Source organism: Streptomyces sp. 7R007 (genome assembly GCF_054850255.1).
On record NZ_JBTWMV010000010.1, the window covers coordinates 156,485 to 169,416 of the forward strand.

A 12,932-nucleotide genomic window follows, 5' to 3' on the forward strand; every position below is an offset into this window, starting at 1 on the left:
AACCGCGCGGAGTAACTCCAGAACCCGGCCGGACCCTGCCGGAGTGCCCCAGGCCCCAGACCCCGGCCGGACCCTGCCGGGGACCCCAGACGCCCGCCGGACCCTGCCGGAGTGCCCCAGGCCCCAGGCCCCAGCCGGACCCTGCCGGAATGCCCCAGGCCCGGCCCGGGCCCTCAGACCCCTGTCAGCACGGCCCCGGTCCGGCGCACGGTTCCTCCGGCAGGTGCACCTTCGCCCACTCGCCGAGCTCCCTGAGCGCCGGCTCCAGCGCCGCCCCCGCCTCGGTCAGCCGGTAGGAGACCCGCAGCGGCGGGCCCTCGTCGACCTCGCGCACGACCAGTCCGGCGGCGGCGAGTTCGGTGAGGCGGTCGGAGAGCATGCGCTCGCTGATGCCGGGGATCGCCCTGCGCAGATGGACGAAGTACGCGGGCCCCGAGGTCAGCACGGACACGATCGGGCCGGTCCAGCGCTTGCCCAGCAGCTGGAAGACGCGGGTGATCCCGTCGTCGACCTGCTTGCACGCCGACGCGTCGTGGCTCTGCCCCGCACTCTGCTCGACCGTCATGCCTCCAGGGTACTGCCCCGTCGTGAGGGGATGAAAAAAAGTAAGTGACTGTGCTATTCATAGTTACGTAGTCGCTCGCAGCGACGTACGAATCCGTCGTCGCTGAACCTATGAAGTCGCTCTGACTTCCCGGACCTGGAGACCGCCATGGCCACGCTTCTGCACATCGACTCCTCCCTGTCCCCCGCCGGCGCCTCCGCCTCCCGCGCCGTCACCGACGCCTTCCGCAGGACCTGGGAGGAGCAGCACCCCGACGGCACCGTCGTCTACCGCGACCTGTCCACGGACCCGGTGCCGCACATCACCGCCGACGCCCACACCGCCGGCTTCACCGATCCGGCCTCGCACACGCCCGCCCAGACCGCGGCCTTCGCCGAGCGGCTGAAGCTGATCGAGGAGCTGGAGCAGGCGGACGCCGTGCTGATCGGCGCCCCCATGTACAACTTCGCCATCCCCTCGACCCTCAAGGCCTGGCTGGACAACGTGATCCTGATGGGCCGCACGGCCATGGCCGAGGAGTCGAAGGTCAAGGGCACGCCCTTCACCGTGGTCGCCAGCCGCGGCGGCTCCTACGCGCCCGGCACGCCGCGCGAGGGCTACGAGTACGTGCAGAACTACCTGCGCGCGGTCTTCGTCGACTCCTTCGGCGCCCAACTCGACTTCATCGTCCCGGAGCTCACCATGGCGCCCCACAACCCGGCGATGACCGAGCTGATCCCCCTGTACGAGGCCTCCCGGGAGCGCGCCCTGGAGCAGGCCGTCACCCGGGCCAAGGAACTGACCGCGCGTCTGGCCGCCTGACCGGCCCGCGGCATGTGATTGTCCTCACCAGATAGGGGCGGTCACCCCGCCCGGTCCGGCCGGAGAACCGGACAACGCGAAGGCCCCCAGGTCTGGTACCTGGGGGCCTTCGGCTGGTGCGCGAGGGGGGAGTTGAACCCCCACGCCCTTGCGGGCACTGGAACCTGAATCCAGCGCGTCTGCCTATTCCGCCACCCGCGCATTGGGTGTGTCCTCGGGCTCCTTCCCCTGTGGGGCCGGCGCCTTCCGACACCCAGAACATTAGCACGCTGGACCGGGTGGGTTCACATCCCTTCCCGCGGGGCAGCCGCAGACCAGCACCGTCCCGCACACCGGCCTCCGCGCCGGCCGGCGCGCGGACCGGCCCGCTCCGTATCAACCAGTACTGGTTCACGTATCAACCTCGTACCGGTACCGCCCGTCTCCCCAGGAGCCGGGCCGGGTCCACAGTCAGGTGCGGGACACTGGTCTGCGGCCGCCTCTACGATCCTGGGCAGAAGGAGTGGGCCCCGGGAGTTCGAAGGGGAGCTCCGGAGGGAACTTCGTGGGCGTCGACACCCGTCGACGGGGCCGACAGGGGGAACCAGCCGATTCACCGGCGCGTGGATACGATCAGTAAGCAGTACCAGGTAAGGCAGTACCCGCAGGGCGGGATGCAGGACGGCAGCAGCTACGGAGGAGGTGCCCCATGGGAGTCCTGAAGAAGTTCGAGCAGCGTCTCGAAGGTCTGGTCAACGGCACCTTCGCGAAGGTGTTCAAGTCCGAGGTCCAGCCCGTGGAGATCGCCGGCGCGCTCCAGCGCGAGTGCGACAACAACGCGCAGATCTGGAACCGCGACCGCACCGTCGTACCCAACGACTTCATCGTGGAGCTGAGCACGCCGGACTTCGAGCGGCTCAGCCCCTACTCGGGCCAGCTCGGCGACGAGCTCGCCGGCATGGTGCGCGACTACGCCAAGCAGCAGCGCTACACCTTCATGGGCCCCATCAAGGTCCACCTGGAGAAGGCCGACGACCTCGACACCGGTCTGTACCGGGTGCGCAGCCGTACGCTCGCCTCCTCCAGCAACCAGCAGGCCGCGGGGCCGGCCGCCCCGGCCGCGGGCCGTCCGGGCGCCGGCGGATACGGCTACCCGCCGGCCGCCGCCCCCGCGGGCGCCCCGCCGATGCCGGCCGCGCCGCCGCCCGGCGGACGTCCCGGCGGCTACGGCTACCCGCAGCCCGCCCAGCCCCTGCGGCCCGGCGGCCCGGTCGGCGCGCCGACGCCCGGCACCCGCACCCGCTACTGGATCGAGATCAACGGCGCACGCCATCAGATCTCCCGCGCGACGCTCGTGCTGGGCCGCAGCACCGACGCCGACGTGCGGATCGACGACCCCGGCGTCTCCCGCCGGCACTGCGAGATCCGGACCGGAACGCCCTCGACGATCCAGGATCTCGGGTCCACCAACGGCATCGTGGTGGACGGGCAGCACACCACCCGCGCTACGCTCCGCGACGGCTCGCGGATCGTCGTGGGCAGTACCACCGTTATCTATAGGCAAGCCGAAGGGTGAAGCGGGGGCAATGTCAGAGCTGACCCTCACGGTCATGCGGCTGGGGTTCCTGGCCGTACTGTGGCTGTTCGTGATCGTGGCCGTGCAGGTCATCCGCAGCGACCTGTTCGGTACGCGCGTCACCCAGCGCGGGTCCAGGCGAGAGGCCGCGCGGCCGCAGCAGGTCGCCCGGCAGCAGGCGGCACCGCCGCCCCAGCGCCAGCAGGCGGGCGGCCGCCAGCGCCGCAACGCCCCCACCAAGCTCGTGGTGACCGAAGGCACACTCACCGGCACCACCGTCGCGCTGCAGGGCCAGACCATCACCCTGGGCCGGGCGCACGACAGCACGATCGTGCTGGACGACGACTACGCCTCCAGCCGTCATGCCAGGATCTACCCGGACCGCGACGGCAACTGGATCGTCGAGGACCTGGGTTCCACCAACGGCACGTACCTCGACCGGAGCCGGCTGACGACCCCCACGCCGGTTCCGCTGGGCGCGCCGATCCGCATCGGCAAGACAGTCATCGAGCTGCGGAAGTAGTGCTACATCAATGAAAAGGCGCGAGCGGAGCGAGCACGCAGCGGCGGCCCCCACGACGGGCCCCGGCGCGCTCCCGACCGGAGGGTGGGCACCGTGCGGATGTACCCGGAGCCGACGGGCGAGGTGCGCATGAGTCTGTCACTGCGCTTCGCCGCCGGATCGCACAAAGGCATGATCCGGGAGGGCAACGAGGACTCCGGATACGCCGGCCCGCGCCTGCTCGCGATCGCCGACGGCATGGGCGGTGCCGCCGCCGGCGAGGTCGCCTCCTCCGAGGCCATCTCCACCATCGTCGCCCTCGACGACGACGTGCCCGGCTCCGACATCCTGACCTCCCTCGGCGCCGCCGTGCAGCGCGCCAACGACCAGCTGCGCTCGATGGTCGAGGAGGACCCCCAGCTGGAGGGCATGGGCACGACCCTGACCGCCCTGCTGTGGACCGGGCAGCGGCTCGGGCTGGTGCACGTCGGCGACTCGCGCGCCTACCTCCTGCGGGACGGCGTGCTGACCCAGATCACGCAGGACCACACCTGGGTGCAGCGCCTCGTCGACGAAGGCCGCATCACCGAAGAGGAAGCCACCACCCACCCCCAACGCTCCCTGCTGATGCGGGCGTTGGGCAGCGGCGAGCACGTCGAGCCCGACCTGTCCATCCGCGAGGTCCGGGCCGGCGACCGCTACCTGATCTGCTCCGACGGTCTGTCCGGAGTCGTCTCCCACCAGACCCTCGAGGACACCCTCGCCAGCTACCAGGGCCCGCAGGAGACCGTCCAGGAGCTCATCCAGCTCGCGCTGCGCGGCGGCGGCCCCGACAACATCACCGTCATCGTCGCCGACGTCCTCGATCTCGACACCGGCGACACCCTCGCGGGACAGCTCTCCGACACCCCGGTGGTGGTCGGCGCCGTCGCCGAGAACCAGAACCACCTGCACGACCCCGGCATCATGCAGACCCCGGCCGGCCGCGCCTCCGGACTCGGCCGCCAGGGCCAGGGACACGGCGGAGGCGGCGAGTTCGGCCCGCCCGGCTCCGGCGACACCACCGGCTACATCCCGGCCGGCGGCTTCGGCGACTACACCGACGACGACTTCGTCAAGCCGCGCAAGAACCGCCGCTGGCTGAAGAGATCCTTCTACTCCGTGCTCGCCCTCGCCGTGGTCGGCGGCGGCCTGTACGGCGGCTACCGGTGGACGCAGACGCAGTACTACGTCGGCGCCAAGGGCGAGCACGTCGCCCTGTACCGCGGCATCAGCCAGGACCTGGCCTGGGTGTCGCTGTCGAAGGTGGAGAAGGACCACCCCGAGATCGAACTCAAGTACCTGCCGCCCTACCAGCAGAAGCAGGTCAAGAACACGATCACGGAGGGCGGCCTGAAGGACGCCCGGAAGAAGGTGGACGAGCTCGCCGTGCAGGCCTCCGCCTGCAAGAAGCAGGCCGAACGGCAGGCCGCCGAGAGCGAGAACAACTCCAAGACCGGTCAGGGCCAGGCCGGCGGCACCACGGGAACCACCACCACCTCCCTCACGTCCAAGGCCACGGCGTCACCGACGCCGTCCAAGTCGACGTCCCCGAACCCGTCCACGTCCCCGTCCGCGACCGCCACTCCCCACCCCGGCCCCAGCCTCTCCGAGGAGGAGCAGAAGGTCGTCTCGATGTGCGGTAAGCAGTAGGCAAGCCGTGAGAGGCCCCGTCACACGATGAGCAGTACTACCAACCCGCCGACGCACCACACGTCCACGATCGGCGCCATCGGAGCACCGAGCAGACGCAACACCGAGCTCGCGCTGCTGGTGTTCGCCGTCGCCATCCCGGTCTTCGCCTACGCCAACGTCGGGCTCGCCATCGACGACCAGGTGCCGGCGGGCCTGCTCAGCTACGGCCTCGGGCTCGGCCTGCTGGCCGGCGTGGCCCATCTCGTCGTACGCAAGTTCGCCCCGTACGCCGACCCCCTGCTGCTGCCCCTGGCCACGCTGCTCAACGGACTCGGACTCGTCGCCATCTGGCGCCTGGACCAGTCCAAACTGCTGCAGTCCATCAACGTGGCCGGCGGCAAGGCGACCAACCAGCTGATGTACACCGCGATGGGCATCGCGCTGTTCGTCGTCACGCTGATCTTCCTCAAGGACCACCGCGTTCTGCAGCGCTACACCTACATCTCCATGGTGGCCGCGCTGTTCCTGCTGCTGCTCCCGCTCGTGCCCGGCCTCGGCCTGAACGTCTACGGCGCCAAGATCTGGATCTCCATCGGCGGATTCACCATCCAGCCCGGCGAGTTCGCCAAGATCGTGCTCGCCGTGTTCTTCGCCGGCTACCTCATGGTCAAGCGCGACGCGCTCGCCCTCGCCAGCCGCCGCTTCATGGGCCTGTACCTGCCGCGCGGCCGCGACCTCGGGCCGATCCTGGTGGTCTGGTTCATCTCGATCCTCATCCTGGTCTTCGAGACGGACCTCGGCACCTCGCTGCTGTTCTTCGGAATGTTCGTCATCATGCTGTACGTCGCCACCGAGCGCACCAGCTGGATCGTCTTCGGTCTGCTGATGTCCGCGGCCGGCGCCGTCGGCGTGGCCAGCTTCGAACCCCACGTCCAGCAGCGCGTCCAGGCCTGGCTCGACCCCATGCGCGAGTACACCCTCAGCCAGAAGGGCGTCGCCGGCCACTCCGAGCAGGCCATGCAGGCCCTGTGGGCGTTCGGCTCCGGCGGCACCCTCGGCACCGGCTGGGGCCAGGGCCACTCCGAGCTGATCCGGTTCGCCGCCAACTCCGACTTCATCCTCGCCACCTTCGGCGAGGAGCTCGGCCTGGCCGGCATCATGGCGATCCTGCTGATCTACGGCCTGATCGTGGAACGCGGCGTGCGCACCGCCCTCGCCGCCCGCGACCCCTTCGGCAAGCTGCTCGCCGCCGGCCTCTCGGGCGCCTTCGCCCTTCAGGTCTTCGTCGTCGCGGGCGGCGTCATGGGCCTGATCCCGCTGACCGGTATGACGATGCCGTTCCTGGCGTACGGCGGCTCCTCCGTCATCGCCAACTGGGCGCTCATCGGCATCCTGATCCGCGTCAGCGACACCGCCCGCCGCCCGGCGCCCACCCCCGCCATCAACCCCGACGCCGAGATGACCCAGGTGGTCCGTCCGTCATGAACAAGCCCCTGCGCCGGATCGCGATCTTCTGCGGCCTGCTGGTCCTCACGCTGCTCATCCGGGACAACTGGCTGCAGTACGTCAAGGCCGACAGCCTCAAGGACGATCCCAAGAACCGCCGCGTCACCATCGCCCGCTACTCCACCCCGCGCGGCGACATCATCGTCGACGGCGACCCGGTCACCGGCTCCACCGAGACCAGCACCAGCGGCCTGAACGACCTGAAGTACAAGCGCACCTACAAGAACGGGCCCATGTGGGCGCCCGTCACCGGGTACGCCTCGCAGGCCTTCGGCGCCAACCAGCTGGAGTCCATCGAGGACGGCATCCTCACCGGCAACGACGACCGGCTCTTCTTCCGCAACACCCTCGACATGATCACCGGCAAGGAGAAGCAGGGCGGCAACGTCGTCACCACCCTCAGCGCCGCCGCGCAGAAGGCCGCCTACAACGGCCTGAAGAAGCAGGGCGGCAAGGGTGCCGTCGTCGCCCTGGAGCCCTCCACCGGCAAGATCCTGGCGCTGGCCTCCTACCCGTCGTACGACCCCTCCTCCTTCGCGGGCAACTCCAACGACGACGCCGCCGCCTGGAAGAAGCTGCAGAAGAAGTACGACCCGAACGACCCGATGCTCAACCGGGCGCTGCGCGAGACCTACCCGCCCGGCTCCACCTTCAAGGTGGTCACCGCCGCGGCCGCGCTGGAGAACGGGCTGTACACCTCCGCCGACGACAAGACCGACTCGCCGCTGCCCTACATCATGAAGGGCACCACGACCGAGCTGAAGAACGAGGGGAACATCCCCTGCAAGGACGCCACCATGCGCGTCGCGCTGCGGTACTCCTGCAACACCGTCTTCGGCAAGATCGGCTCCGACCTCGGCAACGACAAGATGCTGGCGGAGGCGAAGAAGTTCGGCTTCGACGCCGAGCAGTTCACGCCCGTGCGTTCCAGCGCCTCGGTCTTCTCCGACAACATGAACTCCTCGCAGACCGCGCTGTCCTCCATCGGCCAGTTCAACACCGCCGCCACCCCGCTGCAGATGGCCATGGTCGCCTCCGCGGTCGCCAACGACGGCAAGCTGATGAAGCCGTACATGGTCGACAAGCTCCAGTCGTCCAACCTCGACACCATCGCGCAGACCGACCCGCAGGAGCTCAGCCAGCCCCTGTCGTCGAAGAACGCGCAGATCCTGCAGTCGATGATGGAGACGGTCGTCAAGGAGGGCACCGGCACCAACGCCCAGATCCCGGGCATCACGGTCGGCGGCAAGACCGGTACCGCCCAGCACGGCGTCGAGAACAGCGAGAACCCGTACGCCTGGTTCATCTCCTACGCCAAGCTCAGCGACGGCAGCTCCCCGGTCGCCGTCGCCGTGGTGATCGAGGACGACCAGGCCAACCGCGACGACATCTCCGGTGGCGGCCTCGCCGCCCCGATCGCCAAGAGCGTCATGGAGGCGGTCATCGACTCCAAGAAGTGACCCCGCTCACGTCCCCTTCACATCGGTGCACGTTGCGATACCGGTCCTGTATCGGGTGACGCGGTTGGACAGGTCACACAAGGCGGGCCGGGTACGGTAGGCCCGGACGGCAGCCTCCGACCGCACACCCGTGCGGGTCGGGACCGACGGAGAGGGCTGGTAGGAAGCATGGAAGAGCCGCGTCGCCTCGGCGGCCGGTACGAGCTGGGCCAGGTGCTCGGCCGTGGTGGCATGGCGGAGGTCTACCTCGCGCATGACACCCGCCTCGGCCGCACCGTGGCGGTGAAGACGCTGCGCGCGGACCTCGCACGCGACCCGTCCTTCCAGGCCCGGTTCCGCCGGGAGGCCCAGTCGGCCGCCTCGCTCAACCATCCCGCGATCGTCGCGGTCTACGACACGGGCGAGGACTACATCGACGGGGTCTCGATCCCGTACATCGTCATGGAGTACGTCGACGGCTCCACGCTGCGCGAACTCCTGCACTCCGGCCGCAAGCTCCTGCCGGAGCGCGCGATGGAGATGACCATCGGCATCCTCCAGGGCCTGGAGTACGCCCACCGCAACGGCATCGTCCACCGCGACATCAAGCCGGCCAACGTCATGCTCACGCGCAACGGCCAGGTCAAGGTGATGGACTTCGGCATCGCCCGTGCCATGGGCGACGCCGGCATGACGATGACGCAGACCGCGGCCGTGATCGGCACCGCGCAGTACCTCTCGCCGGAGCAGGCCAAGGGCGAGCAGGTGGACGCCCGCTCCGACCTGTACTCCACGGGCTGCCTGCTGTACGAGCTGCTGACGGTCCGCCCGCCCTTCGTCGGCGACTCCCCCGTGGCCGTCGCCTACCAGCACGTCCGCGAGGAGGCGCAGCCGCCGTCCGTCTTCGACCCCGAGATCACGCCCGAGATGGACGCCATCGTCCTGAAGGCGCTGGTCAAGGACCCCAACTACCGCTACCAGTCCGCCGACGAGATGCGCGCCGACATCGAGGCCTGCCTCGACGGCCAGCCCGTCGCGGCCACGGCGGCGATGGGCTCGGTCGGCTACGGCGGCTACCCCGACGACCAGCCGACGACGGCCCTGCGCGCCGACGCGGGCGCCGGCGCGACGACCATGCTGCCGCCGATGAACCCGGACGACGGCGGCTACGGCTACGACGACCGGCCCGACCGGCGGCGCCAGAAGAAGTCCAACACCTCGACGATCCTGCTGGTCGTCGCGGGCATCCTGGTGCTGGTCGGCGCGATCCTGATCGGCAAGTGGGCGTTCGGCGGCGGGGGCGTGGGCAACGACACGGTCTCCGTGCCGAACCTCGTCGGCCTGAGCCAGTCGGACGCCGAGAAGCAGCTGACCAACAGTGACCTGAAGCTCGGCACGGTGAAGCAGCAGCCCTGCGAGAACCAGAGCAAGGGCAACGTCTGCTCGCAGGACCCGGCGAAGAACACCGAGGTCAAGAAGGAGTCGACGGTCAACCTCGTGGTGTCGACCGGCGCGCCGAAGGTGCAGGTTCCGAGCGTGATCGGCCTGAGCCTGGACGACGCCAAGTCCAAGCTGGAGGGCGACGACTACCAGTTCAAGGTCGAGACGAAGACGCGTGAGTCCTCGGAGGACCCCAACACCGTCCTCGACCAGAACCCGATCGGCGGCAAGGAGGTGGAGAAGGGGACGACGGTCACCCTCACCATCGCCAAGGCCCCGGAAACGGTCGCCGTCCCGGACGTCTCCGGCCGTAGCTGCGACGAGGCCAAGGCCCAGCTGACGGCCAACAACCTGACTCCGGGCAACTGCACCCAGGTCGAGACCGACGACGACTCCAAGGTCGACAAGGTCATCAGCACCGACCCGCAGGCCGGCACCGAGGTCAAGAAGGGTTCCACGGTCAACATCCAGATCGGCAAGGCCAAGCAGAACCAGCAGACCCAGGTGCCGAACATCCAGGGCCAGACCCTGAAGAACGCCAAGCAGCTCCTGCAGCAGGCGGGCCTCCAGGTCGGCAGCATCACCGGCTCCCAGGACGACAACGCCATCGTCTTCAGCTCGGACCCGGGCCAGGGCAACACGGTCGAACAGGGCACCTCGGTCAACCTGATCACGGTCCAGAACGGCAACGGCAACAACGGCGGCGGCATCTTCGGCGGCCAGAACGGCTGACCGAGCCGCACACAGCAGTGGGCCCCTGCCGGAACCTCTCCGGCAGGGGCCCACTGCTGTTCGGCTGCGTCAGCGCAGTTCCTTCGGTGGGGTGCGTTTGTTGTCGACCTTGTCCACGCGGACCAACTCGCCCCACACCACGTAGCGGTACCGGCTCGTGTAGACCGGGGTGCACGTCGTCAGGGTGATGTAGTGGCCCGCCTTGGTCCTGCCCGATTCCTTCGGGATCTGGGAGAGGACCGTGACGTCGTACTTCGAGGTCTCGTCGAGGATGTCGTAGACCTTGTAGACGTACCACTTGTCCTTCGTCTCGAAGACGATCGGGTCGCCCACCCTCAGCTTGTCGATGTTGTGGAACTTCGCGCCGTGGCCGTCGCGGTGGGCGGCGAGGGTGAAGTTGCCCTTCTTGCCGGTCATCGGCAGGGTCGCCTTGACGGGGTCCGTGTAGTAGCCGGCGACGCCGTCGTTGAGGACCTTCGTGGACGTGCCCTTCTCCACCAGAACCTCGCCGTTCCGCATGGCGGGGACGTGCAGGAAGCCGATGCCGTTCCCGGTGTCCAGAGCGCCGGGGCCGGTGGCCTGGTGGCTCCAGGTGTCGCGGACCTTGTCGGCCTCCTTGTCCGCCTTGCGGTCGGCGACCACGTTCGTCCACCACAGGGAGTAGACGACGAAGAGGCCGAGGACCAGGCCCGCGGTGATGAGGAGTTCGCCGAAGACGCTGACCGCCAGGGCGATCCGGCCGCCCCGGCGGTGCGTCGGCGGCGCCTCGGGGGCGCCGGTCTCCTCTTGAGTGTCGTCGTCGGTGGTCGCTGCCACGTTCATCTGCCCTTACTCGACGAGCGCATCCGGCTTGCCCTTGCTGCGCGGCCGTTCCTCGACCATCTTGCCCCAGACGATCAGCCGGTACTTGCTGGTGAACTCCGGCGTACAGGTGGTGAGGGTGATGTAGCGGCCGGGCTTGGTGAAACCGGACCCCTTGGGGATGGGGTCGATCACGCTCGTGTTGCTCGGCGAGGTCACCGGCAGCGTCGAGGTCATCTTGTAGACGTAGTACTCGTCCTGCGTCTCCACCACGACCTCGTCGCCCGGCTTGAGCTTGTTGATGTAGCGGAACGGCTCGCCGTGGGTGTTGCGGTGCCCGGCCAGCGCGAAGTTGCCGGTCTTCGCGTCCGGCATCGCCGTCTTCAGCCTGCCCTCGCTGTAGTGACCGACCATGCCCTTGTCCAGCACCTTCTTGTTGCTGACGCCCTCCGCGATCGGCACCACCACGTCCAGCTTGGGGATGTGCAGGATGGCGAAGCCCTGGCCGGGTTCGAAGACACCGGGCGCGCGCTTGCCGCTCGCCCAGTCCTTCTGGAGGCTGCTCGCCTCCTTGTCCGCCTGCGCGTGCGCCCGCACGTTCGTCCACCACAGCTGGTAGGAGACGAACAGCAGCATCAGGACGCCGGTGGTGATGAACACCTCGCCGATCACCCGGCTCGCGATGACCGCCGGGCTCGGCTTGCGGGCGCGCGCCTGCCGGCGGGCCTCCACGCGGGAGAGCGGTGCGGACGCCGTCTCGGCCGCCTCGGAGGACGCGGCGGACGCGGCGGCCGCGTGTGTCCCGCCATGACGCCCGTGACGGCGCTTGGCGGCCTTTCTGCGGGCCGCTCGGCCCCCCGTCGGTGTTCCTGTGACGGAAGGGGCCGCTGAGGCGGCAGACGGCGCTATGGAGTCCCCCGGCGGCGGATCCGGTATCCGCAGCGCCACCGTCTCCTCGTCGATCGGCGGCTGGTACGCCTGCTGCCCGACGGTCCACTCCTCGAACGCGCCGGAGACCTCGTACGGCTCCTGCCCGTACGAGGCCCCCGACTCGCGCTCGGGGCGCAGCGCGGTCACGCCGTGGCCCTGCCCACCACCGGGGCGAGCCCCGCCGACCTCGCCACCGCGCCCTCGTCGCCGCACTCCACCAGCCAGTTCGCCAGCATCCGGTGGCCGTGCTCGGTCAGCACCGACTCGGGGTGGAACTGGACGCCTTCGACGGGCAGTTCACGGTGGCGCAGGCCCATGATGATGCCGTCGTGCGTACGGGCGGTGACCTCCAGCTCGGCGGGCACGGTCGGGGGCAGCGCCGCCAGCGAGTGGTAGCGGGTCGCGGTGAACGGGCTCGGCAGGCCGGCGAAGACGCCCTTGCCCTCGTGCTCGACCAGGGAGGTCTTGCCGTGCAGCAGCTCCGGCGCGCGGTCCACCACACCGCCGTACGCCACCTGCATCGACTGCATGCCCAGGCAGACGCCGAAGACCGGGACGCCCGTCGTCGCGCAGTGGCGCACCATCTCGACGCAGACGCCGGCCTCCTCGGGCGTGCCCGGGCCCGGCGACAGCAGCACGCCGTCGAAGCCGTCCTGGGCGTGCGCCGGGGAGACCTCGTCGTTGCGCAGCACCTCGCACTCGGCGCCCAGCTGGTACAGGTACTGGACCAGGTTGAAGACGAAGCTGTCGTAGTTGTCCACGACGAGAACGCGCGCGCTCACTGGTTGTCCACCGTCACATCGTTGAAGGGAAGCAGCGGTTCGGCCCACGGGAAGACGTACTGGAAGAGGACGTAGACCACCAGCAGGACGAGCGCGAGCGAGATCAGCGCCCTCACCCACGCGTTCCCCGGCAGATGCCGCCAGATCCAGCCGTACATGCCGTCCCTTCCGTTCCACCACGGCACCAGACTCACGCCGTACCCGC

12 protein-coding genes and 1 tRNA gene are annotated in these 12,932 nt (G+C 69.3%); 7 read left to right on the forward strand and 6 right to left on the reverse strand.

Annotated elements, in window-relative coordinates; all coding sequences use genetic code 11:
• Positions 1 to 184 precede the first annotated feature (184 nt).
• Positions 185 to 565 (reverse strand): winged helix-turn-helix transcriptional regulator, encoded by a 381-nt coding sequence (locus ACYF6T_RS16055; protein WP_461696921.1) that lies wholly within the window; start codon positions 563 to 565, stop codon positions 185 to 187.
• 147 nt (positions 566 to 712) lie between these two features.
• Here ACYF6T_RS16055 and ACYF6T_RS16060 point away from each other — a divergent pair, with 147 nt between their 5' ends.
• Positions 713 to 1,366, forward strand: coding sequence for an FMN-dependent NADH-azoreductase (locus tag ACYF6T_RS16060; RefSeq protein ID WP_461696923.1), 654 nt, complete (start codon positions 713 to 715; stop codon positions 1,364 to 1,366).
• Positions 1,367 to 1,480: 114 nt separating this feature from the next.
• Here the strand turns inward: ACYF6T_RS16060 and ACYF6T_RS16065 are convergent.
• A tRNA-Leu gene (locus ACYF6T_RS16065) sits at positions 1,481 to 1,567 on the reverse strand.
• 487 nt (positions 1,568 to 2,054) lie between these two features.
• On the opposite strand from ACYF6T_RS16065, the gene ACYF6T_RS16070 reads away from it, so the two are divergent.
• From ACYF6T_RS16070 to pknB, 6 genes are all read left to right on the forward strand, one after another.
• Positions 2,055 to 2,921 (forward strand): FhaA domain-containing protein, encoded by an 867-nt coding sequence (locus tag ACYF6T_RS16070; protein ID WP_461696925.1) that lies wholly within the window; start codon positions 2,055 to 2,057, stop codon positions 2,919 to 2,921.
• Between the two features lie 10 nt (positions 2,922 to 2,931).
• Positions 2,932 to 3,444: an FHA domain-containing protein FhaB/FipA gene (locus ACYF6T_RS16075; RefSeq protein ID WP_461696926.1), complete on the forward strand. Its 513-nt coding sequence runs from the start codon at positions 2,932 to 2,934 to the stop codon at positions 3,442 to 3,444.
• A gap of 99 nt (positions 3,445 to 3,543) precedes the next feature.
• Positions 3,544 to 5,115: a Stp1/IreP family PP2C-type Ser/Thr phosphatase gene (locus ACYF6T_RS16080; protein ID WP_461697113.1), complete on the forward strand. Its 1,572-nt coding sequence runs from the start codon at positions 3,544 to 3,546 to the stop codon at positions 5,113 to 5,115.
• A 27-nt stretch (positions 5,116 to 5,142) separates the two neighbouring features.
• Positions 5,143 to 6,582 (forward strand): FtsW/RodA/SpoVE family cell cycle protein, encoded by a 1,440-nt coding sequence (locus ACYF6T_RS16085; RefSeq protein ID WP_461696927.1) that lies wholly within the window; start codon positions 5,143 to 5,145, stop codon positions 6,580 to 6,582.
• A complete protein-coding gene (locus ACYF6T_RS16090; RefSeq protein ID WP_461696928.1) occupies positions 6,579 to 8,063 on the forward strand; it encodes a peptidoglycan D,D-transpeptidase FtsI family protein in 1,485 nt (494 codons plus the stop codon). Before ACYF6T_RS16085 ends, ACYF6T_RS16090 begins: the two co-directional genes overlap by 4 nt.
• 168 nt (positions 8,064 to 8,231) lie before the next feature.
• Positions 8,232 to 10,214, forward strand: coding sequence for a Stk1 family PASTA domain-containing Ser/Thr kinase (gene pknB / locus ACYF6T_RS16095; RefSeq protein WP_461696930.1), 1,983 nt, complete (start codon positions 8,232 to 8,234; stop codon positions 10,212 to 10,214).
• A 69-nt stretch (positions 10,215 to 10,283) separates the two neighbouring features.
• Here pknB and ACYF6T_RS16100 read toward each other — a convergent pair whose 3' ends face one another.
• Genes ACYF6T_RS16100 through ACYF6T_RS16115 form a run of 4 tightly spaced genes read right to left on the reverse strand, consistent with a single transcriptional unit; the run spans position 10,284 to position 12,921 of the window.
• The gene (locus ACYF6T_RS16100; RefSeq protein ID WP_461696931.1) at positions 10,284 to 11,036 is read right to left on the reverse strand and encodes a class E sortase; all 753 of its coding nucleotides are present in this window, start codon (positions 11,034 to 11,036) and stop codon (positions 10,284 to 10,286) included.
• 6 nt (positions 11,037 to 11,042) lie between these two features.
• Entirely contained in the window at positions 11,043 to 12,092 is a 1,050-nt protein-coding gene (locus ACYF6T_RS16105) for a class E sortase (protein ID WP_461696932.1), read from the reverse strand.
• Entirely contained in the window at positions 12,089 to 12,727 is a 639-nt protein-coding gene (locus tag ACYF6T_RS16110) for an aminodeoxychorismate/anthranilate synthase component II (RefSeq protein WP_461696934.1), read from the reverse strand. Before ACYF6T_RS16110 ends, ACYF6T_RS16105 begins: the two co-directional genes overlap by 4 nt.
• Positions 12,724 to 12,921, reverse strand: coding sequence for a hypothetical protein (locus ACYF6T_RS16115; protein WP_461697119.1), 198 nt, complete (start codon positions 12,919 to 12,921; stop codon positions 12,724 to 12,726). Before ACYF6T_RS16115 ends, ACYF6T_RS16110 begins: the two co-directional genes overlap by 4 nt.
• Between the last annotated feature and the right edge of the window lie 11 nt (positions 12,922 to 12,932).

Bases quoted from the DNA above. Each gene is read 5' to 3' on its own strand.
- ACYF6T_RS16055 (WP_461696921.1), bottom strand. From the start codon at position 565: ATGACGGTCGAGCAGAGTGCGGGGCAGAGCCACGACGCGTCGGCGTGC.
- ACYF6T_RS16060 (WP_461696923.1), top strand. From the start codon at position 713: ATGGCCACGCTTCTGCACATCGACTCCTCCCTGTCCCCCGCCGGCGCC.
- ACYF6T_RS16070 (WP_461696925.1), top strand. From the start codon at position 2,055: ATGGGAGTCCTGAAGAAGTTCGAGCAGCGTCTCGAAGGTCTGGTCAAC.
- ACYF6T_RS16075 (WP_461696926.1), top strand. From the start codon at position 2,932: ATGTCAGAGCTGACCCTCACGGTCATGCGGCTGGGGTTCCTGGCCGTA.
- ACYF6T_RS16080 (WP_461697113.1), top strand. From the start codon at position 3,544: ATGTACCCGGAGCCGACGGGCGAGGTGCGCATGAGTCTGTCACTGCGC.
- ACYF6T_RS16085 (WP_461696927.1), top strand. From the start codon at position 5,143: ATGAGCAGTACTACCAACCCGCCGACGCACCACACGTCCACGATCGGC.
- ACYF6T_RS16090 (WP_461696928.1), top strand. From the start codon at position 6,579: ATGAACAAGCCCCTGCGCCGGATCGCGATCTTCTGCGGCCTGCTGGTC.
- pknB (WP_461696930.1), top strand. From the start codon at position 8,232: ATGGAAGAGCCGCGTCGCCTCGGCGGCCGGTACGAGCTGGGCCAGGTG.
- ACYF6T_RS16100 (WP_461696931.1), bottom strand. From the start codon at position 11,036: ATGAACGTGGCAGCGACCACCGACGACGACACTCAAGAGGAGACCGGC.